We start from the raw sequence: 22,648 nt of genomic DNA, 5'->3' as shown, positions 1-22,648 counted from the left end.
CATTGTCTTAGTACTCATGGTAATGCTACGGAAGGTGGCTGTCAATGTGAGCTCAGTTATCTTTTCGCTTCAGTTCAAAGCGGCTGGAGCGCTGGCAAATATAGAAAGGCGGATACTACGTTGTAGAGGAAAGAATCCCACAAAACGCAGTATCCGCCTACTTTATATTATTTACCCGATTGTGCCTCCATAGAAGCGGCAATTTGCATCATTTCGTTAACAGGAAGATTAGCACTTGTAATTCGATATTCTATACCCTCAGACATCCAAGTCAAAGTCTGCTGCTCATCACCACTCAGAAGTCCTGCGGTAAAACCAAGATCTATCAGCGTTCCAGGAGCCAATGCTACTGCACGGTCCAATGGACGGGCTTCCATAATGGTGTATTGATAAACCCCATCATACCGGATGAGAACAGCATGATCCTTGTTCCCCTCCATTTTATGGGAGTCCTTCAACTCGACACCTGCCGGAACGTACCCCGGTTCGATAATACCAAAGTCACCCAGCTCAGCAGCGACAGGTTGCCCCTCTTGCTCCTGACCCTCAGGAACTACAACCGGATTTCCATTTTCGTCAACCTGAGCTACTGTACTTTCTGAAGCAGCACCTGTAGTCATATTCTTTTGCATATCAAAGGAATCCTTAGTGAAATCTGTATCGAATTTAAAGGTGTCAAACTTCACGTCTACAACTACCTTGGCTTCAGAATCAGAGACTTGAACCTGTTTAGGCTCATAAGTCTTTTTATCCAGCCAAATCTTCTGCCGCACAAGGGCATTGCTCTGATAATTCGCAGCTACCTCAAACACATAGTTATCTCCATCTTCCACAAATTGACGATTGTTATCTGAGACGATGCCCCGAACTAGTGTCTGATACAAATAAACCTGGCCTTGATTGTCCGGCCAATCACTCTGGAAGCGGAAGCTCTTATTCATACTTGGTGTAAGTACGAACACTCCCTCATCATTACGAAGCACGATCTGCGTAATATCCTTCTGTACATTCGCCAAGCTGATCCGGTAATAAGAAGGGTTCTTGTACCATACCTCTACCTTATACTCCTGCGGCTGCTCGCCGGTGAATAGGGTCATAATGCCTGAAGCTTGGTACGTTCCCTGCTTACTCTCCAACTTGTCGGCCACATTGTTCAAATCCTTGACCACGGAAGCGGCATCCTTCTTCCCGCACCCCGTCATCACCAGGGCCACGCTCATAATGATCGCGAGTACCCATATTGTCCGGCGCATGACATCATCCCCTTAACCTGTTTTGAATGCATTGATTAGTACATGTCTATGAGGGACTTGGCCGCAATATGCAGACGGGCATGACAAGCTGGGAGTTAGATTTATTTTTCAGGAACATACAAACAAAAAAAGCCCACGCATAGCGCTGGCTTTATGTTTTATACAGAAATGTAATAACATTATGTAGGTCTTATCTTTTGAATAGAGAGAAAATTATACGATCAGTTTCTTGTTTCAACTCTCATTATCACTATGTATTGCTTTATTGTACTGATTGATTAATTCATCCAACCTCATCGACTGTCTGATCACATTTGGATGTAACAATCCACCGTATTCCCTTTCCATTAAATAAAGTTTGGCTCTAGCACCCTCTATTCTCTTTTGGATAATTTCTGGATTATTCATTACACTACCTCCTCAAATTAATATACTAGAGGTATATGTCAAATTCTATAATTTACAAATAAGTGCAGTACTATAAAGAAATGATTCTAATAAATACTAGAATGAAGGTAATAATTACGTTACTATGCACTGCTAACAACAAAGCCATTTTTCTTTTCGTTGATTCGCTGCACCTTACTAATTAGGTTTCTGTATTCTTTTTGCGTTTCTAAAGATACCGTATGACGTAGCTCTTCGAACATTCCAACACATTTTATAATACATGATTCGCTATTGATTTTTACTGAATATTCTAAACTTTCCATTATATACTTTATACTAATCTCATATTTATTTCTTCTTATATAATAAAACGCTATCTCAGCCATCAAGTTGGTATATCTATCTTCGAAGATTTGTTGATTATAGGATCTAATCTCTAGCTGATGATGATCTCTACAATCTGATATTTTCCCCTCAAACTGCAGAAGAATATCATCCACGTTAAATTGGTAATAATTAGCTGCTTGAAGGATTTTGAACAGACCTGAGAGGATCTCTTCCTCCCTTTGTTCAAGGTATGCCACATATTCCGGCAGCACCGTTATATCCCCTTTTAAAATTCGCAGCAAGTTAATATTAGCCCGTGCCCACTCCATACATTGATTCATAAGCTGCAAAGCTTCTTCCGTGTCTTCCCGAATCCAGTTCATATCCATATACATGTTAACATAATGTAAAGCCCTATCATAATCTCCTAGCTCTCTATAAACTACTGAACGTAGCATGTAAGAGTATTGAATATATGAGAATAGTGGGATTTCAGGTTCCTTTTGAAGCCTGCTTTTTCTGGCACGGTCGTATTTAGCATGATATTGAATTGTTGCTTTATTCCCCATTTCCTTAGCCATTGCCATTACCTTGTCCCAATGTCGTAAAGCACTATATGTATTCGCCAAATCTTTCAGCGCATCAAGCTGGTCCACCTCATCAAGCCGGTTAACAAATCCTTCAAATTGCACAGCTGCTCGCAAATTAGCATCCCGATCTTCACCCAAAGCGATCGTGAATAGCCTGTATTGGCAAAGGGCCAGCCGCTCTGAATGTTGATACTTCTCACTCTCAGCCACACTCTCATATAACATCGCTGCTGCTTTGTGCTTCCCTAGCGTAAAAAAATCTTCTGCAGTATCAAATAACGAAGGCGTATAAGATAAGCTATCCATCATGATCCCAACTACCCGTGCAATACATTCCAGCTTATCCAGCTCTGCACAGCGATATAGAAATGGCCGAAGACGTCTCCAATTCGGATTGGAGTGAACAAAACACTCATCCACATACAAATCATAGTAGCAGCCTTCTTCTAATCCCATACCTTCTGTAATCCGGTCTAATTGTTGCATGGCTATTGGGCGATTCCCATTGATGATATTACTGATCGTGCCTGAATTCACCTTAGACACCTCTGCGAACTGATTGATCGTTATCCCCTGCTTCTTGAGATAGTCTGCCAGTTCTGCACGAATGGTCATCTGCTTCATGATCAAAGCCACCTTCCGCCAACATAATTCATAGATAAGCAAATAGCATTTTAATAAATATATGTCTAATTATTCCAGTGGTCAAATACTTTTTTTCTATTCCTTTTCATTATGCAATTATTCGGTGATCAATGTATAGACTTTAAATTAGTAAAAGATAAAAACCACCAGAATACAAGGTGTAATAGACCTTTTCTGATGGTTTTTCTTATGATATTGCTATCAATAGTTATTCAATACATGCATTTAAATTCAACTAAGAGCTAGGTTTAATTATCATATCCAGCTTTTTAATATAAGGGTCTATCGTTTCAATTAACTTCTCTTGGTTTTGTATCTCTTCTTTCGAAAGCCGATCCATATGAACACTGCCATCTGCATCAAATACCTTAGCATCATAGCTTTGTAAGTCTATGATTAATCGTTCGATCTCCTCAAACTCTTTTTTAGTAAGCCTTTGTTCAGCTTTTTCAAGCAATCCATTCCAGAAAGCATCACGATCTACGGATTGCACTGATTTCTTTGATGTTTTCGCTTCATTTATTTGTTTGAAATATGGTTCAAGCTTAGCCTGTAACTCTTTATATGCCTTCTGGTCCTTCGCACCTAACTGTTCTAGGTGAAAGACGCCTTCAGCATCGGCCATTTGCAGATTATAAGCTCCCAAATCCTCTAGTAAGGACATCAGCTTTGTGAATTCCTCTTCGTCAAAGCTTTGCTTCGCGTTTTGCAGTTTGGCCTCAAGCCTGTCATATTGTTGCTGGGTTACTCCTATCGTAGCAGCAGTTGCTGGGGATCCATACATATTGTCTGCCAAATAATGATATCCGGCATAAGCTCCAGTAGGAATTAATAGTGCAGCCGCCATAATACTTGCCACGAGCCATTTCTTCATACGTCTTCCCCCTTGTTTGGCTACGGCCCTATTTAATATTTGCTCCTTCAGTTCCGGTGGGGCACTTATATTTCTCGCCTCTTCCTGCAGAACTGTCCGTAACTCTTCATTGAAATTCATGCAGGTCCTCCACCTTTCCCTTAAAAAGAGTATGATTGTCTGGCTTCTGACGAAGCTTCTGCAGTGCAGCGTGAATACGGGATTTCACGGTTCCGAGCGGAATACCCAGTATCGCAGCACTTTCTTCCTGTGAATATTCGTTTAAATAATGCAGAATAATCACCTGCTTCAGCTTAAATGGAAGACGATCTACACTTGCTAGCAGGCGGCGGTTAGATAACCTGTCCACAACATCACTCGTGAAATCATGCTCCAGCATTAGATCTGTTTGTTCTACTTTTTTTACCATTCGGAGATGCGTCCATCTCTTTCTTCGATAGGCATGAATTTGCCGCATGACCACTCCCATCAGCCAAGGCTTAAAGGGGCGGTTTACGTCAAATTGTTCAAGAGAACGGTGCACCTGAATGTAAATCTCCTGAACGATATCATCCACATCGGAGGTTTCGCGAACGAGGAAATGAACGGTCTGATACACATCCCGGATCGTTGCTTCATATAGCTCACCATACGCTTCACGACTGCCGGCTAGCGTAAGCGCAATAAGCTTAGAATATTCATTTGGATGTTTCATCCCTCTCAATCCCTCCTTCGGTCTTACACTATATATTGGTAAATCAAAGAGATATCGTTCGATTTATTTTAACGAATTTAACCCAGCCTTTTGAGCTGCATCAGGTTCAAGTGGTTTGACCGCCGTTATGGACCAAGCACCACGCGCTCTGGCATCACTCAAACTCTCCTTTCCCGCAAAATTTACTTAGCTAAATAAATTCGCCTGTAAGAAAGAGAGAACCCCTTAACTTGACAAGCTTATTATAGCTTCTATATATTTTAGGAACTAAAGTAAATTGGAGCGTGGCTATGAGCACAGAGCAAGATAAACAATATGCTATCCATAAGGTTATGGAATCTATGGCAAATGTGCAGCAGAAATCCCAGTTCTTCATTGATATGATCACCAAGCAGGAGACCCTGACTCACAATCAGATCCTACTGCTGTTCCAGCTCAGGCTTATAGGTAGCTTGAACATTACTGACATCTCCGAACGATTCATTATTACACCAGGAGCCGCTTCCTCGATGTGCGATAAGTTGGAAGATGCCGGTCTTATCGAACGTGTGCGGACGAAGGAGGATCGCAGAGTCGTCAACATTGTCCTTACAGAACAAGGGCATCAGCGGATTCTCCATATCTTTGAAGCATTTCCTACCTCGGATTTGGATAAAATTTCAGGAACCTTAGAACAAATAAATGTGCTAATGGATAAAATGATGAACTAAAAGCTTTTGGGTTATATATGCTGCCTGTCAGGAAACTGACGGCAGTTTTTTTATGTCCAAAATACTATATTGACTATATATTATAATAATTATATATTTTAATCATTAAAATATATTTCGAAAGGCGGCCCCTGTAAATGTCCAATGCTAATGATCTTTTTGAACGCCAGGAAATGATCGGTCCACCGCTGAAAGTAAGAGGTTCACTGACCCTCAAAGAAGATGTTCGTGCGGATACCATCGATGTTGTCGGTCATTTAAGTGCACAGAAGAATGTTACTACCGCTAAGTTAAAAGTATCTGGTGATTGTTCGATTGGAGGTCATTGTAGAGCCAAACAGGTTATCAATCTGGGAGGTCTCCGTGTTCAACACATCCAGGCAGACAGACTGCAATCGTCTGGATACTTTTCTGCAGCACAAGATGCTGCACTCGAAACCTTCTATGCCGAAGGTGCTGTGAAGATCCATAGGTTAACTGCTGAATCATCCATTGAGCTACGTTTAGGAAACAGAAGCACAATCGATGTCATAAAATCTAGCGGTACCATTACTGTTAAGCCATCTTTGAAGCTAATGAATGCGCTAATCCCCTACTTCCGGAAGCTCACCTGCAAAACGATTGAAGGGACTAGCATCATGTTATATCGAACGACAGCAGATCTCGTCTGCGGTGAAGATATTGTCATCGGACCGGGTTGTTCTATTGGGGAGATCCGCTATAGCAAAAGTCTAACGGTAGACCCTAAATCACAAGTTACTCGGACCGTATTTTTAAATAAATAGCAAACGTAACAACCTTGTCTCTGCTTTGTTTACAGAAAGTGACCTACTACGCGCTGATTTAATCTATACTTAAGAGGATTGGACTTAATCCTCGGAGGTAATTATGAATAAAATCATCGTAATCGGAGCTATTACGCTCTTTTTAGCCGGATGCGGAGCATCGGCATCTATAGATATGGATACAACAATGGCAATTAACCAAACACAAACTACTGAAGCACCACTGAAGCTAATCGTTGATGGAGAAACCGTTCTTCCTTCTCTCCCACCTTTTTTCTCAGGTGATAAGGTCTATGTACCTGCAAAAGTACTCATGGAGTACTACTCATCTGAACAACAATGGGATAATGCTACGAAAACCTTAACCATCTCTGATGGAAGCAGTAAATATGTTTTGAAGCCAGGTAATGAGTATATGCAAAGTGACGGTTATCAAAATGAGCTGGGGGGACCTGCAATTCTACGAAATGGTATTATATATATTCCGGCAGACTCTCTAAACTCTCTCTCTGGTGCCACTGCGCAGCTGAATGCCTCGCAAAATGAAGTTTCCATTACATCAGGGGATGTTAGTACTACCGTAAGAACACCCAGCGAACCTCTCGCGATTGCTACAGAAAATGACCAAGTTAAGCTGTATACTGCCCTCAAAAATGGCGGTACCTACGAAGGATTTGTTGTAGAGGTGAACGGTAACAAGCATACGTTTAATTGGGAAGCTCCAAGATTGTTAGGTTACACTCCTGAGATTCATTATGCCGACATAGATCAGGATGGGCAGGAAGAAGTTGTTGTCATACTGTGGCTAGGAACAGGTACGGGCATGTCTATGCAGGAGCTTCACGTCATTAAGCCTGACCAGTGGAAAGAAATGAATGTACCTTCCGCAGATAAAGCTGTCTCAGCATTTGTTACCTCAAAAATCTCCAATGAAAAAGGCGATGCCTTAATTCAAATTCAGGTAAAAGGTTCAACTCCATCTATGGTTACTATGCGATATCCGGATCGTGGCGGGGATGGCAATCTTGGCGAAAAAACCGGGATTGGTGCTGTGACTTACTACATGGTAGAAGAAGGCAAGCTGAAAGCTGAAACCAATGTTTATATTGGATTTTTAGAGAGTATTGGCACATTAACCTTTTCCTACAAATCAGGGAATGATGGAATGGAACCTGAATCCATTCGTTTTGAGCCTCATGAGGAGTATGCCTCTTATGTGGTGGGTAAGCAGCTATGATTGATGCCCATGTACATTTAGAGCAATATGAGCCTGAGGTTTCAGAACAAATGTTGAGTGAGATTCCTAACTTGGGGATCGAAGCCCTGATTGCTGTCTCCATGAATTTAGACTCTTGCGTTCGCACTCAAAAGCTTGCCGCTACCTATCCCGAAGTGGTACGTCCAGCTTATGGTTTTCATCCAGAGCAACCCATACCGCAGAAAGCTGAGTTATCCTCTTTGCTGGAATGGATTGAGCGTCAAGCCCGGGAGGATTTCATCGCTGTAGGTGAAATTGGACTGCCTTATTATTCACGTGCTGAAGCGCTGGAGCGCGGCGAAGCTTTTGATATGGAGCCTTACATTCAGCTTCTTGATCAGTTGCTTGAGCTTGCCGCCCGTATAGATAAACCAGTGGTCCTGCACGCTGTCTATGAGGATTCGCTGATTGCCTGTGATCTATTAGAGAAACACGGTATAAAGCGTGTCCACTTCCACTGGTTCAAGGGACCCGAAGAAGCCATTGACCGTATGATTAAGAATGGATACTATATCTCTTTCACCCCTGACATCCTTTATGAGACGGAGATCCAAGAGCTTGCCCGCCGCTATCCCCCAGAGCTTGTCATGGCGGAGACCGATGGTCCTTGGCCATTTGAAGGACCTTTTGCGGGTAGAGTCACGCATCCATCTATGATTCGAGATGTTGCTGCCGCTTGGGGAGTGCTCCATGGCTACACTTCCAGCCAAGCAGAAGAGATACTGACTGCGAATACTAAGCGATTTTATAGCTTGTAAATAAACAAAAGGATGGTTCCTAGCGAATGCCAGGCCATCCTTGTGAATAATCACAGCTTTATCCCAATTTGGGAGTTCACAACCTCTCCACACCCATTAACGTTCCTCCTGCAAACTCCATTTTATAAATATCCGGCTTTGTGGTTTGTAGTAGAAAATCCAGATCATATTTAGCGTCAAAATAATTCATCATAAGCGTCATGACTGCACCGTGAGTGCCAATCGCAATCTTTTGCCCACTGTGTTGTTTCAGTATATCTTGCAGTACGCTAACTGATCGCTTCTGACACGCATAAATGGACTCTCCACCAACCGGAACAAAATTTGGATCAGCAAACATTGTTTCCAGTAATGGATATAGCTCCTGGTCAGGCATGATCATATTTCCATCCGAAAAATGGATTTCCCGAAGATCTTCAACACTTTGAATCTCTGCCCCTAACTCCTGCGCCAAGCCAGAAACCGTATGTATAGCCCGAAGATATGGACTTGAATAAAAGACTTCAATTCCTTCGAGACGTAATTTCTCCGTTAATTTACGGGCATCCGCCTCCCCCTTCGCTGTTAATCCACGTGTTCTCTCAGTTCCTCCGGGCAGCTTGGGTGACTCTCCATGCCTTACCATATAAATAAAAGTTGCCATTCTTCCCCCTCCTCTACCTTTACATTTCTCGTGTTCTATCCGAACTCCGTCATAAAAAAAGCCCTTACGGGCAAGAATCGATCCTAGCGAGCTAGGAAATCTCTTAATTGCACTCTATACAACTATTAAGCGTAAAAAGAGGTCTGCTGAGCAAATAAGTGTAGTTTCTGCAACTAAAAACCATCATTTCTACCCTAAAAGAGAAAAAATCAAATTATAGCTGCACTAAATACAACTAAAGTTGGCCTTGAACGGTGGAACAGCATTTAATTGCAGATTCTGCAACTAAATGCTAGGTAAGCCCGCTAGGTAGTCTGTGCTACTCAAGCTTTCTAGTCTGGCTAGTTTGCCTGACCTTCACTCCCCACTTTCGCAAGCTTATTTCTGAATAAATCTGCAGCCTCAAGTTTCCACCACTTTAACCTTCCCCGCTTGCTCCGTTGAGCTATCACTTTTCTCTTTCTGCACAGGCCACAGCACGCGGCCAAATACTATCCCCAGCACACCTATCAAAGCGATTACGATACCAAAGTTTAAAAAGATTCGACTAGGCCCAGCAGCCTGAACCAGCATTCCACCGAGGAGTGGAGCGCCAATCATAACTCCGCTAAGAATGGTACTTTGAATACCGAACACACGCCCTGTCATGTACGGGGGAGTTTCTTTTTGTAAACAATAATTGAAGGTAATCATAAACATTCCGTTTCCGAGACCCAGTACGAATCCCAGCAGCAATACAGGAAGGCTAGTAACGCCTGGCTGAAGCAGGCCAAGCCCTCCGACCGATACACCAATAAGTGCATAACCCGTACCTAGCTTCCAGCCGTAGCCTGTTCCCCGGTTCATTTTGTTCATGACCATGATCATCAATATTGCACCCACACCAGTTGCCGCGACAAGCCAGCCCAGCATAGATTCCTCAGCAGGTGCGATAATTCTGAATAGACTTGTAAACTGAAAATCGATCATCTGAATAGCTAACGCACCAACTAAACCAAATAGCATGCTGTTTAGCAGCAGTCTGCTGCGCAGCATAAAGCTCCAGCCTTCCTTCCACATCGTGCGGAGAGAAACATGCTCCTCTGGATCCCCCTTGCTCTCTGAGCTGACTTGTCCTGCTTCACTATTTTTAACAGTAAGTAGGAGCAAGTAAGAGCATCCTCTAAGACAAGCATTGATCAAAATACACCACTGCGGCGTCAACACAGACAATGCAAAACCACCCAATAATGGCCCAGCGATTTTGGAACCCTGATTTACGATTCCATTAAGTGAAGTGGCTTGAAGCAGCTGATCTTCTCTAACCATACTGCGGGTCATCGACTGCTGGGCAGGCACATTTAACGTCGAGATAGCAGCACGCAACATCAGTAACGGGAGTAGCCACACCATACTGGGAGCGAAAAGAACTAGTACTGTTAACAATGCCGTTAGTAGATCACACATCCGCATTAGCTTTAGCTTATTTAGTCGGTCAGCCGCTACCCCCGCCACGGAGCCGAGCAGAATCCCAGGTAAAGCTATGGAGACTGGAATCAAAGCCAGCATTAACGGACTAGCCTGCCAGCGGTACCCTACGAGTACCTGAATCGCCAGTGCATCGAACCAATCCCCAAAAGTGGCTGTCGCATATGCGCTGTACACACGCATATACACTTTGTTTTTTAGCAGACTCGTTCCTGCTTGTGATGAAGCATTCATCGGACATTCCTCCAAGTTACGATTAAGAACAAGAACATATGAAGCATGATCTTAATGTAACGGAGAATTGTCAGAGAATTATCAGAGAGCTGTCACGATATTCATAAGCACGTTTTCCAAGGATTGCTCCAAACGATGGAATCCCCTCTCTTCCTTCTCACGTTCAAATAAATCTGCATATTTCTGATGCAAAGCTGACTGGGGAGCAAACTCGTTACAATAGTGAACAATTCGGTATAACGCATATATCCGCATCGGCACGAATCCTGACATCTCTAGCACCTGAAGCGCCTCATCCAATAACTGCTCTGCTTCACGCCAAGACTTGCGCCGTAGACACCACAAGCCTCTTGCAACTTTATAACTGCCGATCTCACGCAAAAAAGGTTTCTCCTGCAAAAGCACTTCAATGTCTTTTGCCATCCGCTCCAATTCCTGATCTTTTGTCCCCATCCACAAGTGTACGAGCATTTCGGAAATGGCCGTTACAGGAATGAAGTTCTCATACCCAGGCTCTTTAATCACTTCATGCGTTAGCTTTAATCGTTCTATTGCTTTTTCCGGTTGCCCGGCAAATGTGTACAAATCCAGAATATTAAGGATCTCCATTTCACGATGCTGGGGCGGCAAAAGAATCTTTTTCTCAAGGACTAGCTCACAGAACTCTAATTTCTTCTTCGGATCACCCAAAAATATATAACAGATCATCAAAGAATAGAAACGCTCTTCTATCTCAACTTCCTCTGTGTTCAGAAGCCATTCCAAATCTCCCTGCACAAAATGAATATAGATCGAATAGAACGGATCCATTTCATAACCCAAAACATCCTGTTGTCGCGCTAAAGTTAACATGGATCGTCCTTGGCCGTATTGATGATATTTTACGAATACCTCCCGCATCGTCTCTTGCATCTTTGCGTCATATGTAGTCGGATTGGTCATAGTTACTGAGGGTTCCCGCATCGTCAGACTATAGCCAAATCCACGAACAGTCTTAATATCCAAGCCTTGTAGCTTGTTAAGCTTTTTACGAAGGCGATAAATATGATCATCTACCGTTCGCTCTACTGGGTATTCTAGGGGCCATACCTTATCCAGCAGTTGTTCTCGACTAAACGTACGCCCTCTATTTTTGTACAAGAACTGAAAAAGCGTAAACTCTTTTGGGAATAATTCGATCGTTATCCCATCTCCGGTCACTTTATATTCACTTTCGATTAATTCCAGCTGCATGATAGAACCTCTCTTTCCCCCGAATCCGCTCATTGGTTACATTATATCAGCCCATCCAAGGCGTACTCCAGATTAAAAATAAACATACAAAAAGAGCAACCCGCAGATTTCTCTGCATGATTGCTCCTTGCACCCATTGCTGGTCTTATCCAGCCATATTATTAATGGAATCCTGTTCACTAAAAACAGAGATGTGACCTACCTTACCCGTCGAGTTTGGAATAATGAATTTCAACTGGAATTGATCATTAGCTTGATAAGTGTAGATCTTATCCTCGCCATTTACTTTGGTATCATCCGGCTTACCCAGTGTGGACTCGATCTGTTTCAGTGTTAGCTCTTGCAGCGCAGCATCACTGGAACGAACATCGAAGATTAGGCTCCCTTTATTGAATCCGAATACGACATGTTCATCAGTGTAGGTAGCATAAATACCTTTTCCCGCTGGCTCTTGTTGATCAGGTTTACCCCAATCGGCTTCTACCTCATCAATTAGTCCGGTATGAGCAGCATATTCAACACCGGGCACCTTCCCCTTTTTAGCAAGCGCAAGTAATTCTTGAAGTTGTTTGTCGCTATTCTGCGGATTCGCATTGGCTGTATCTTTATTAGTCTCCATAGGGGAAGCGGTCGCTGCTGGTGCGGTTTCCAAAGGAGTGGTTGATGGGCTAACTTCTGGTTCTGCGGTTGCTGTTACCGTTTCAGTTGGCGCCGTAGTTGGGGAAGCAGAATTAGCTTGCTCATTGTTCGAGCTGCATCCAGCTAATCCAATCATTCCTGTGAGCAAAATAGAAGCTGCTAAAAATTTAATCTGTACTGACATGATGTCATCTCCTTAGTAGGTTAGCTCAAAACCAGCTTGCAAAAAAATGAAACTGAAAATATAGACGATACTGAAATGAAAAAGTTTCATCAGCCAAGGAGGGCTTGGCTTGGTCTAAATATCATTTACCCAAATCTGCTGAACATCAATAAATTACGGGACATCATCTCGGGAGATACTCCCCCTTAGTAAAAATATTCCACACAAACGCAACCTTAATCCTCCAAGCCGCATCTTATTAGTAAAGGGAGGGGAGCTTCATCTGAATATTATAGAGAGAATCAAAGCAAAGGATGAGTCAGCTCTCCGCCTATTGATGGACGATTACGGCGATATGCTGCTCCGAACCGCTTGCTTACTGCTCAAAGATCGACAGAGTGCCGAAGAGGCGGTACAAGATACTTTTATTCAAGCCTATGCCAAAATGAATCAGTTGCAGGATCCGGAACGGTTAAAGGCTTGGCTCATTCGCATCGTAGTCAACCGCTGCCGCATGAAGCAACGGACTTGGAGCTGGCGTAATATTTTCCCCTCGGGTGGGTCAGAGCTACAAGCCAGCGATGATGCGGGCTTCACTGCCGGTGCAGAAGAGCTTTTTATGGTGGAATGGCATAATGTTAGACTCGCCGAATTCATCAGGAATCTCGATTATTTATACCGCGAATGTCTGACGTTATATTACTTTCATGAGATGAGCATCCGTGAAATTTCCGAGCAATTGAATACACCGGAGAATACGATTAAATCCCGGTTAGTTAGAGGACGGACACTCTTAAAAAAGATGTTGGAGAAGGAGGGACATTTCTTATGAATACGGGGAATACGGAGAATACGAAACGCGAAGCTATCAAGCAACAGCTAGATGAAGAACTACAACCCATACACTTCGAAGGACATGAACGCGTCCTCAAGATGACCCACCCTCCAACCTTTGGAGCCCGTCTCTTGGCTTTCTGGAATAAAGAAATCGAGATCCCTGTGAAACCTATAGGCGCGATTGGTGCCATTATTCTAGTCGTATCATTGACACTTCATCAACCAGAGGTTAAACATCAACCACAACAAAACGTCCAGCAGCACCCGAACCGTGAACTTATTGAGGCTGGGGGCAATACGTACTGGAAGGATATCTATGATCAGGCGGTGAAGAGACATGCGAATTAAGATCAAAGTCAAACATCTAGTGTCATTCGTGCTACTCCCTGCCTCCCTGCTCATTCTTCTATTTAACTTTCTGCCCTCCTCAAAGGCACAAATGGAGGAAAGCCCAGCTGTTCAATCTAACCTGGCCCGTACAGAACTTCTGAAAAAGCTAGAGTCTACAACTGGCAGTAAACGTATGGAGCTTATTCAAACAAATATCATCGATAAGGAGCACGGCTACGATCCGTATAGATACGACGTAAATATTGGCCCCTCTATGAGTCAGTGGAATCATGATGAACCTAGTATTTCCGACTTGCTGTCAGAGGATAAAATCGCGTTGCTAGAGGAATACATTCTTGATGGGCCAGCGAATAATACACGTATATTTGCGGTAAAGCTGCTTGCCTACGAATATGATGCTCTTGGTCGTAGAGACGACGGAGATCAAGCGCTAAACACCGCCGCGAAACAGTTAGACAGTAATTCTAGCGTGGCAAAAGAACTGGCGCTGCTTCAAGCAGAACGTGCCCTGAATCGTGGGGATACAACAGCCGCTGAATCTATTCTTGAACAAACCACATTTCCATACGAGAATCAGAAAGATTTAGAAGCGCAAAAAGCATGGCTTACCGGGCGCCTGCTCTTCACGAAAGGCAAAGCGCAGGAAGCCCTTGCCGTAATAACCAATGGCTTGGAGAGCTACAAAAAATACTGGCAGGATATTCATAAACAAATGAGTCTTGTCATTAGTAACTCTGATAAAGACACCGCAGACAGCGAAGCAGCGGGCTCATCATCAAGTTCAGCCCCAACGATTGGCACTTCAGAAGCCGAAATGCAGCTTGAAGCGCTAATATCTGCCATTCAGTCAGCTGTAGATATGGGAAGTACCTCAACAGCTGTCGTATCTGGAACCCTAACCCGAAGCGATGGGACACCAATCTCACGCGCAGGTATTTTTCTCCGTGCTGAAAGCGAGGTTAATCACAGCATCACAGCTGCTGAACCGTACCGAATCGTTACCGACGATGAAGGGCGTTTCGAATTCCACGGTGTGATTCCGGGCTTCTATCAATTGCAGCTTGGACTTAGCTATGATCAGATCGACGGATGGACTTGGCCTGTACAGAATGACGATTGGATTGAAGTTAAACCGGATGATAGGTTGAATGAGAGCATTGTTCTACAACCTCTGCTTGAGCTTCAGTCTCCTATTAATCAGGAGACGATAACGGGTCAGTCTGTAGATTTCCACTGGAAGGCTGTTGAAGGTGCGGCTTACTATCGTTTAAGCGGTGGGGTCTCAATGGTGGGGAGCTCCTTCAGTTCGCAGATTCGGGACCATATCACGGACAATCAAGTCTCTATTCCAGTAGATGAACTCTATTACAACAGTGGTTTCTCCTACGGCAGTGGCGGAGAGGGCTTTGAATCGATTGATCCTCTATCTTTTCTCGTGTTCATGAATCCTGAAGCACGCTTTTCTTGGAATATCGAGGCATTTGATGCGGATGGACATCTGCTTACCCGCAGTAATGGCTACAGATTGAACGAAGACACCGTTGGTAATCTGCCCTTCTTCTATCTCAAGGAACGAGAATTAACCACAGCCGATAGACTATTGTTAAATAAGAAACCTGATCAAGCCATAGAAATGTACCAACAGAATGTTGCCGATGATCCACAGGATGCTCATGCCCTGCATATGCTTGTGAAGCTGATGCTCGCTAAATCCTCCCTGACGAAGGATGACTCATTAGAAGATCAGGCGATTCCGCTACTCCAAAAGCTCATACAGTTGCATCCTTATTCTAATTATACCTTCACGTTGACACAGTATTATTTTGACCATGCGGACTGGAAATCATATAACGAATTTCATTCCCGCTACAACGAGTTAAATCCAATCGAATTAAACAGTTATATACGCTCTATAAACGCCGTAGCTCTCATGCATCAAGGCAAGCTAGAAGAAGCACGCGAACAATTTGCTATGGCTCTAGAGCATGATGGCAGCCATCGTTTTATTGGCAGCTATTTGGCGGCTGAATTATACGCTGGTGAGTCGCTTTCTTCTGTATTGACACTGGCTGAGCATTACCCAGAACACAGCTTTGGTCTTAATGGGTATCGTTGGCCACAAATGATTAAACAGCTCATAGCTGAACGAACAAAACAGCCTAACAACTTTGACCAAGAGCTGAAGGAAAAACTCGGATGGTATGTAAATGGTCAGACAGATGTTTTGAAGCAATGGATCGAAGGGGCAAAGTCTTCCGCATTGAAGACCTTTATGCAAGCTGTTGAAAAGGTAAGCTAACTTAGCCTAACTCACTTATACAAACAAAAATCCGGTCCCTCTCGATTAACACGAGCATGGACCGGATTTTTTAATTACGCATGATTTTATTTACCTTTAGCTTCCATCATGTAATTCTGGAAGTCCGTAATGCTCGGGTTGGACATATAGTGACCACCCTCTACTTCAATCGTTTGACCAGTAATGAATTTAGATTCATCCGATGCCAGGAACAACACTGTGTTTCCGATATCATCCGCTTCTCCATGGTAAGGCAGAGCGTTGAACTTCTGAAAAATATCCAGCACAGCTGGCGGCATATTTCTTGCAGCCGCAGGTGTTAAGATCAGGCCCGGAGCCACTCCGTTGCAACGAATCTTATCTTTACCATATTGTGTGGCGATGTAACGAGTTAGGTTCACAACAGCTGCCTTAGAGGAGCCATAAGCCGTGCGCAATGAATCTCCAGCAAATGCTGACATGGAAGCTGTGTTAATAATCGAACCCCCGCCCGCTTTAATCATATGTGGAATGGCAAACCGGCTGCCTAACAGAACACTTTTGGTGTTCACATTCATCAAGCGATCCCATTCTTCCAAATCTATGTTGACGACATCTAGGTCTTTTTGCAGATTAGTTAGACCTACATTGTTAAATAAGACTGTAATCGTGCCATACTGAGCGACTGTGAAATCAACAGCTTCCTTGATCGAATCCGCTTGGGATGCATCCAGGAAAAGACCTTCCGCCTCTCCACCTTCACTTTTAATCTTAGCCGCTGCTTCTTTGGCAGCCTCTACATTAAAATCGGCGATGACAACTTTGGCTCCTTCTCTAGCCATTAAAGTAGCGGCTGATAAGCCAATACCTGAAGCGCCTCCAGTTACTAATGCAACCTTACCTTGAACTCTTCCCATATTCATACCCCTTTATAATGTGATTAAGATTCTTAGATGACTTCATTTATGTTTCAGAGCTATCAAAGCTCGTTAACAACTTTTCATAGATTTTCAAGAATTGCTGCAGTTCTTCTTCATCGAGCTTCTGAAACATTTCAGCTCGGAGCTCCTGCCCTTTTAGCTGTGCTTCCTTCAGTACATCTCTGCCTTTGTCCGTGATAGACAGCAGTACATTTCGGCGATCATCCTCGTTATATTTGCGCTCGGCCATTTCCTGCTTAATTAAGCGATTGGCAATATTCGTCATCGCCCCCGGCGTATAACCTAGCTTCTTAGCCAAAGTAGTTTGCTTCTGGGGACCCTTTTTATTCAATTCTCCCAAGACGAGAACAGGAGATATCCCAATATTGTGGTCAAAAGCATTCATCCATCGAACAATAATTTCATTCGTGAATAATTCAACTGCATGTATGAGTCTAAAAATATCTGGGTTTTCCAAGACATCCTCCTTAGATATTCATAATTATTAGCTGCTTCGAGATATATTTTAACACTAAAATATTTAATAGTAAATTATTTAATAGTAAAATACTTAATATTAAAAAAGAATGCTTATAAAAGCATCCTTTAGATTGCGGATTTATCAACAACATAAGTACCAGCCATCATATCGTGAAGCGCCCGTTTACGGGGAGTAAATGCGACAAATAGATAATCCACAAGCATGATGAGGCCAAGTATTTTACTGAGGTCAGTAGCTAAAGGTGCCCATAAATTAAGAGTGGTGGAAATCACAGTGAGATCGTAGAGGCTTACGCCAACAATCATTGAAAAAATCGTACTAATGATTCGGAAAATATTTCGAATTAGAGCTTCCTTCAACGTTGGGATATTCCCTTGCTGATTGACAATTTTCATCTTTAAAACCAGCTTCCCAGGCGTTCCGCCAAATCTAACGATCATAAAAACATCAAACACGACGAAGAAAATATACTCAAGGATGATGGGAATCTCCGAATGCAAGGATACAGCTAATGAATTGAATATCCAGTATACAATAACCGCAGGTATCAGAATGATAAGGAGATCAAGAATAGTAGCGAGAACTCTTTTCCAAAAGCCTATGAAATCCTCCTGTTCCAAACGTTCAACCTTATAATTATCCATATTAGGGCCTCACTCTCTATGCTTACTTTATTCATTCATCCTGATTATCCGCTCTTCAATAATGGTTTCCAGTTCCTTATTATGCTTTAGAATCATTCGTCTATCAGAAAATTTATTCGTTAATTCAACTATTCTATGTATCGCTTCCTGATCATATCCCCGATTCCATTCAAAAATCATCACAGCCCCCGATGATTCTAATCCTCATAGGCTTAGCCGAGCCCGATCGGCAGGATGATAAGTCCTAGCGATACAACCATTGTGATTCTCGTAGTGAGGATCGTTAGCTTTTGATTTTTCTGCGATTTGTACCAACCTTTAAACTGAAAATGATTCCGATACAGCATAAAAAATATCAATAAATTCCCGAGCGCCATACTCCAGTTATACATAGGCTGACCAAATATAGATTGATATATAAATCTCTCTACCCCGCCTAAAATAAACAAGGTCAACACAAGCAATACACACATTCGAAGTAATTCCAATATAAAAGAGCCGAATTTTGTCATTTCTACAGCCTTCCCTTCAAGATTTTCTGTACGCAAAACATCCATATTCATCCAATTATACACTTTGACTGTGATGACTCCTAATGGAATATTCAAAAAAACAACCCCGCCCAAGATACCTTCTATCCTGAGCTAGGTTGTGTCGATTCTTCCCTATGAGTGTATAGCTTTTTCCTTACCCTCTATTTCCTGAATCTGCGTCCTCAGATTAACGATTTCCGCCATTAACGCTTCATTCTCCTCCTCTGTATTCCTAGTTCCGCTCTGGATCAGTTGATTCAGACGCAGCTGCAGAAGAACGAGGTCGTCCTCAAGGGCCTGTTCTTTACGGGTAAGCACGCGACTCCTGTCTTTTGAGATGTATTCCTCATAGGAGCCTTGAAAAAACTTTGGTGCCTGAGTCGGTGCTAGTATTACCAAACGATTAGCTACTTTAGTGTGAAGATACCGGTCATGTGAGACCATCACAATTCCTCCCGGATATACCCTTAGCGCTTCTTCTACTCGTTCCCTAGTGTCAATGTCCAGATAATTGGTGGGTTCATCCAGTACTAATAGGTTAGCTTTTCCAAAGTACAGTTTAAGGAAAGCTACACGACATTTCTCCCCCAGACTTAAATCACCAATTCGTTTAAAGACATCATCCCGCGAAAATAAAAAGCAGCCCAGAATCGTTCGTGCCTCCGTTTGGGTCATACCTGGCAGTTCAAGCAAACTATCCAGAATGGTGGACGACACCGCTAGATTATCGAGCTCTTGCGCAAAATAACCAACCTTCGTACGCGGATGCAGCCGCACTTCACCTTTGCTAGGTTGATGAATACCAGCAATCAGCTTCAGCAAAGAAGACTTACCGACACCATTAGGACCCAGAATAGCGAGACGATCTCCTCGATTCAATGACAAACTGAAATTTTTCAGTACAGGCGCACTACCCTTATATGCAAAATCAATCCCGCGGAGTGACAGCAAAGTGTCCGCCATAAACGCTTCACTTTCCAGCTTCATCTTCAGCTTACTTGTCTCGCGTGGTAATTCCACACGGTTCTTATTTAAGCGTTCGAGTGCAGCTTCCTTCGCATGAAGACGAGATACGTTCTTCTTTGATTTCGCACGCAGGAAATCATGCTGTCCGGCAGCACGGTGTGCCTGTTGGAACCATTCGGAATACCTTCTGATGCTCTCCAGCAGCTTCTCCTTTTCCTGTTCCTGCTTCTTATATTGTCCCTCTAGCGTTCGCGCCTCTACCTCCTTCTGCTCCCGATACTGCGTATATCCACCCGAATACCGGCGACACCCCTCTGGACTAAGCTCCAGCAACGCCGTCGCCGTTCGATCGATGAACGTACGATCATGCGAAACATAAAGCACAGTTCCGGGATAGGTATGGACCCATTGTTCCAACCACTCCATCGTTTCTCCATCTAAGTGATTCGTCGGCTCATCTAGAATCAACAGCTTCGGCTGCTGAGCTAACAATGCGGCCAATTGAACGCGTGTCTTTTGCCCACCGCTTAGCGATGGGTACGGCACATTCCAAACCGAACGCTCAAGTTTGAGCTGCTTCAAGCATTTTTCCGCTTTTGCCTCCCAGTCATAACCACCAAGCTGCAAGTATTGATCGTACACTTCGGCGTATTCAGTAAGTCCCGCTTCACTCTCGTCGTTCTGCTCCTGCAACCTCTGACTGAGAATTTCAAGCCTGCGCTTCAATTGGGGGAGCTCTGGCGATCCGGCGATTACGTAATCCAAGGCGGTCACTTCTTCGGACACTTCTAGCTGCTGATCCAGCACACCCCATTCCTCACGTGGCAAACCATGATAGATACTTCCCTCCTCAAAGAGGAGGCGACCGATCAGCCCCTTAAGCAATGTGGTTTTGCCGATTCCATTACGACCGAACAAGAGCACACGCTCTCCTTCTGATATCTCAAAGGACACCTTCTCGAACAACAGGGTCCCGTTCCATTCTTTACGTATATTTTTTGCTTTTATTAGGGTCATATTTCATTCCTCCGATTATATTGCAAATAAAAAACCGCAGCCAGCGGTCTGCGGTCAAATAGCGTATGATGGGGGGGGAAATATGCCATAACATGAATAGACTACGGCCGTGATCACCTGCTGTATGCAGAGTAAACCAAACAATAGATAGATCTATTCATATAAAAGCAACGTAAGACCCCCGACCGACACACGTATCCCTGACCGTTATCACCCTGAACGGGTGATCCGTGACTTGTGCATATGCACTTCACAAGCTCTATGGTCTTCTTCTAGGAAACGTGTTAGTTATTCATTAGTCGGTGGTCCTCCGTCATTGTCCGAATTGGTTTGAATGAATATAGTATATACCCATTTAAGCCAGAATTAAAAGTTCAAGAATAGTTATAAAATAATCTTTACCGACTGAGACTGTGAACTCCATTGCACCTGAATACCAAATAATTCGGGCAAGATGCTCAGCGGAATCATCAATCGACCATTTTCATTACGGGACGCTGGTATCGTAAACGTCTTTCCATTTACAACAGCCTGATCGGATAAAGGCTGATGTGCCACCGTACGATTTCCTATCGTAATTAGCAGTGCACCTGTTCCAGCTTTGCTCTGTAAAGTTCCACCTAACAAGGCTACAGATTCTCTCAGCGGAACAAACACACGGGAGTTATCCATTAAAAAAGGATCTTTTAGCTTTGTCGTGACTCCATCCAGCTCAAAAGCTCCAGCAAACATCTTACTTCCTACGGAATACCCATTTTTAGTCGCAATACTCTCCATAGCCAGTGTGCTTGTTGTAATAATGACCCTTGTATTTTTAGCTATTTTTGGGTACAGCCAGTGGATGTCATCATTATGCATTCGAATACATCCGGCGCTGACATACTTTCCTATGGAGGACTCATTATTATTGCCATGAATCGCATATGTGGTACCATAAGTTCCGTTCACTTCTAGCCCTAGCCAGCGGTCGCCAAGTGGATTGGCCGGATCACCCCCGGGTATTTTCTCTTTGTAATAGGGTCTGTTCTTTACTTTAACTACCATTTTGAAGCTGCCTTCAGGCGTCAGTTCCTTTGATTTTCCTGTTGCGACTGGAAAAGTCTTCACAAGCTTGCCATCACTGAAATACGCGAGTTTGTTTGTCTTTTTGTTCACGATAATCAGATCGGATCCAGCAGCAGCTTCCGCCTTTCCCACACCTGTAAAACATGCAGCGAACAGAAGTCCAAATACAAGCATCAGCTTCATGTTCCGCTGTAATAATGATTCAAACCGGCCACCCGAAACGAAAAATCCCAATTTTCTCCACCTCCATATATAAAGACGAAATCATTTCAATTTTGTTGCATACCAACCTGTACCTATTCTTTTCAACTCGTCCCCCACATTTGACGCAGAGATTGCAATACTGTAACCAAGTGAACGCACATTAAAAAAGCCGACCTTTGGATAACCAAAGATCAGCTCTATATTTTATATGCTCAGTATTTCATGATTAGACAACTAATGTTTCTTACCTGAACCAAATGCAATCACGTATCCATCCGGATCTTTAATCGCAAAATCCTTCCAGCTCCCCCAGTCTGCTTCCTGAAGATCAGGCTCTTGAACAAATTCTGCTCCTTTACCCTTTAGCTCTTCATATAGCTCGTCAAGCTCAGAATGAGTCTCCACATAAGCATAGGTGTCCCACGGAGTGATCTGACCTTGTCCGGCTATATTTGGTTGTACATCTTCCGTACGAGCTGCTTGTATTAGCTTAAATCCCAGTGCAAATTCATCGCGTACCGCCCACCAATCATTCACTTCACAGCTTAACACTGTAGCGTAAAATTCCTTGGACCGCTCCAGATTGGATACCAGCCTTACTTGAACCGAAAACTGTACCTTACTCACTGTGGATCATCCTCCGATTGTCATATTTGACTTGATCAACA

The 22,648-nt window shown here is 43.4% G+C and carries 23 protein-coding genes; 7 read left to right on the top strand and 16 right to left on the bottom strand.

Features of this window, described 5'->3' with window-relative positions; all coding sequences use genetic code 11:
• Positions 1 to 167 precede the first annotated feature (167 nt).
• From NSS87_RS06030 to NSS87_RS06010, 5 genes are all read right to left on the bottom strand, one after another.
• Positions 168 to 1,253, bottom strand: coding sequence for an outer membrane lipoprotein carrier protein LolA (locus NSS87_RS06030; RefSeq protein ID WP_094872533.1), 1,086 nt, complete (start codon positions 1,251 to 1,253; stop codon positions 168 to 170).
• 234 nt (positions 1,254 to 1,487) lie between these two features.
• A complete protein-coding gene (locus tag NSS87_RS06025; protein ID WP_076284026.1) occupies positions 1,488 to 1,661 on the bottom strand; it encodes an aspartyl-phosphate phosphatase Spo0E family protein in 174 nt (57 codons plus the stop codon).
• 122 nt (positions 1,662 to 1,783) lie between these two features.
• Positions 1,784 to 3,184, bottom strand: a complete 1,401-nt coding sequence (locus tag NSS87_RS06020) for a helix-turn-helix transcriptional regulator (RefSeq protein ID WP_339245547.1) — start codon at positions 3,182 to 3,184, stop codon at positions 1,784 to 1,786.
• Between the two features lie 256 nt (positions 3,185 to 3,440).
• Positions 3,441 to 4,199, bottom strand: coding sequence for a DUF3600 domain-containing protein (locus NSS87_RS06015; RefSeq protein ID WP_339245543.1), 759 nt, complete (start codon positions 4,197 to 4,199; stop codon positions 3,441 to 3,443).
• Positions 4,186 to 4,773, bottom strand: a complete 588-nt coding sequence (locus tag NSS87_RS06010) for a sigma-70 family RNA polymerase sigma factor (RefSeq protein WP_339245541.1) — start codon at positions 4,771 to 4,773, stop codon at positions 4,186 to 4,188. Before NSS87_RS06010 ends, NSS87_RS06015 begins: the two co-directional genes overlap by 14 nt.
• A 290-nt stretch (positions 4,774 to 5,063) precedes the next feature.
• Here NSS87_RS06010 and NSS87_RS06005 point away from each other — a divergent pair, with 290 nt between their 5' ends.
• From NSS87_RS06005 to NSS87_RS05990, 4 genes are all read left to right on the top strand, one after another.
• Entirely contained in the window at positions 5,064 to 5,483 is a 420-nt protein-coding gene (locus NSS87_RS06005; protein WP_076284020.1) for a MarR family transcriptional regulator, read from the top strand.
• Positions 5,484 to 5,620: 137 nt separating this feature from the next.
• Positions 5,621 to 6,268 carry a hypothetical protein gene (locus tag NSS87_RS06000; protein WP_042185468.1) on the top strand — a complete coding sequence of 216 codons (648 nt, stop codon included), beginning with the start codon at positions 5,621 to 5,623 and terminating at the stop codon, positions 6,266 to 6,268.
• Between the two features lie 103 nt (positions 6,269 to 6,371).
• Positions 6,372 to 7,505, top strand: a complete 1,134-nt coding sequence (locus NSS87_RS05995) for a copper amine oxidase N-terminal domain-containing protein (RefSeq protein WP_339245536.1) — start codon at positions 6,372 to 6,374, stop codon at positions 7,503 to 7,505.
• Positions 7,502 to 8,284, top strand: coding sequence for a TatD family hydrolase (locus NSS87_RS05990; protein ID WP_339245534.1), 783 nt, complete (start codon positions 7,502 to 7,504; stop codon positions 8,282 to 8,284). Before NSS87_RS05995 ends, NSS87_RS05990 begins: the two co-directional genes overlap by 4 nt.
• Positions 8,285 to 8,360: 76 nt before the next feature.
• Here the strand turns inward: NSS87_RS05990 and NSS87_RS05985 are convergent, their stop codons facing one another.
• From NSS87_RS05985 to NSS87_RS05970, 4 genes are all read right to left on the bottom strand, one after another.
• Positions 8,361 to 8,927: a histidine phosphatase family protein gene (locus tag NSS87_RS05985; protein ID WP_339245533.1), complete on the bottom strand. Its 567-nt coding sequence runs from the start codon at positions 8,925 to 8,927 to the stop codon at positions 8,361 to 8,363.
• Positions 8,928 to 9,329: 402 nt separating this feature from the next.
• Entirely contained in the window at positions 9,330 to 10,628 is a 1,299-nt protein-coding gene (locus NSS87_RS05980; RefSeq protein ID WP_339245532.1) for an MFS transporter, read from the bottom strand.
• Positions 10,629 to 10,709: 81 nt separating this feature from the next.
• Positions 10,710 to 11,861: a winged helix-turn-helix domain-containing protein gene (locus tag NSS87_RS05975; RefSeq protein ID WP_339245529.1), complete on the bottom strand. Its 1,152-nt coding sequence runs from the start codon at positions 11,859 to 11,861 to the stop codon at positions 10,710 to 10,712.
• A gap of 145 nt (positions 11,862 to 12,006) precedes the next feature.
• The gene (locus tag NSS87_RS05970) at positions 12,007 to 12,684 is read right to left on the bottom strand and encodes a DUF4309 domain-containing protein (RefSeq protein ID WP_339245527.1); all 678 of its coding nucleotides are present in this window, start codon (positions 12,682 to 12,684) and stop codon (positions 12,007 to 12,009) included.
• 313 nt (positions 12,685 to 12,997) lie between these two features.
• Here NSS87_RS05970 and NSS87_RS05965 point away from each other — a divergent pair, with 313 nt between their 5' ends.
• The 3 genes from NSS87_RS05965 to NSS87_RS05955 are packed head-to-tail and all read left to right on the top strand — an operon-like array spanning position 12,998 to position 16,150.
• Positions 12,998 to 13,495, top strand: a complete 498-nt coding sequence (locus tag NSS87_RS05965) for a sigma-70 family RNA polymerase sigma factor (RefSeq protein WP_339245524.1) — start codon at positions 12,998 to 13,000, stop codon at positions 13,493 to 13,495.
• The gene (locus tag NSS87_RS05960) at positions 13,492 to 13,848 is read left to right on the top strand and encodes a hypothetical protein (RefSeq protein WP_339245522.1); all 357 of its coding nucleotides are present in this window, start codon (positions 13,492 to 13,494) and stop codon (positions 13,846 to 13,848) included. The genes NSS87_RS05965 and NSS87_RS05960 overlap by 4 nt, the downstream gene beginning before the upstream one ends.
• Complete coding sequence (locus NSS87_RS05955; protein ID WP_339245521.1) at positions 13,838 to 16,150, top strand: carboxypeptidase-like regulatory domain-containing protein; 2,313 nt, start codon at positions 13,838 to 13,840, stop codon at positions 16,148 to 16,150. The genes NSS87_RS05960 and NSS87_RS05955 overlap by 11 nt, the downstream gene beginning before the upstream one ends.
• Before the next feature lie 86 nt (positions 16,151 to 16,236).
• Here NSS87_RS05955 and NSS87_RS05950 read toward each other — a convergent pair whose 3' ends face one another.
• From NSS87_RS05950 to NSS87_RS05920, 7 genes are all read right to left on the bottom strand, one after another.
• Entirely contained in the window at positions 16,237 to 17,046 is an 810-nt protein-coding gene (locus NSS87_RS05950) for an SDR family NAD(P)-dependent oxidoreductase (protein WP_042185448.1), read from the bottom strand.
• 46 nt (positions 17,047 to 17,092) lie between these two features.
• Positions 17,093 to 17,527 carry a MarR family transcriptional regulator gene (locus NSS87_RS05945; protein ID WP_042185446.1) on the bottom strand — a complete coding sequence of 145 codons (435 nt, stop codon included), beginning with the start codon at positions 17,525 to 17,527 and terminating at the stop codon, positions 17,093 to 17,095.
• 128 nt (positions 17,528 to 17,655) lie between these two features.
• Entirely contained in the window at positions 17,656 to 18,195 is a 540-nt protein-coding gene (locus tag NSS87_RS05940; RefSeq protein ID WP_052404175.1) for an RDD family protein, read from the bottom strand.
• 212 nt (positions 18,196 to 18,407) lie between these two features.
• Positions 18,408 to 18,803, bottom strand: coding sequence for a hypothetical protein (locus NSS87_RS05935; protein ID WP_339245516.1), 396 nt, complete (start codon positions 18,801 to 18,803; stop codon positions 18,408 to 18,410).
• A 57-nt stretch (positions 18,804 to 18,860) separates the two neighbouring features.
• Positions 18,861 to 20,711 carry an ABC-F family ATP-binding cassette domain-containing protein gene (locus NSS87_RS05930; RefSeq protein ID WP_339245513.1) on the bottom strand — a complete coding sequence of 617 codons (1,851 nt, stop codon included), beginning with the start codon at positions 20,709 to 20,711 and terminating at the stop codon, positions 18,861 to 18,863.
• 384 nt (positions 20,712 to 21,095) lie between these two features.
• A complete protein-coding gene (locus NSS87_RS05925; protein WP_231573390.1) occupies positions 21,096 to 22,010 on the bottom strand; it encodes a L,D-transpeptidase family protein in 915 nt (304 codons plus the stop codon).
• A gap of 204 nt (positions 22,011 to 22,214) precedes the next feature.
• Positions 22,215 to 22,607, bottom strand: a complete 393-nt coding sequence (locus tag NSS87_RS05920; RefSeq protein WP_339245508.1) for a VOC family protein — start codon at positions 22,605 to 22,607, stop codon at positions 22,215 to 22,217.
• Positions 22,608 to 22,648: the final 41 nt, after the last annotated feature.

The sequence above is a fragment of the Paenibacillus sp. FSL F4-0243 genome, from assembly GCF_037963295.1.
Lineage (GTDB): Bacteria > Bacillota > Bacilli > Paenibacillales > Paenibacillaceae > Paenibacillus_AQ.
Note: the sequence above shows the minus strand (reverse complement) of the source record. Positions and strands in the feature narration are given on the sequence as shown.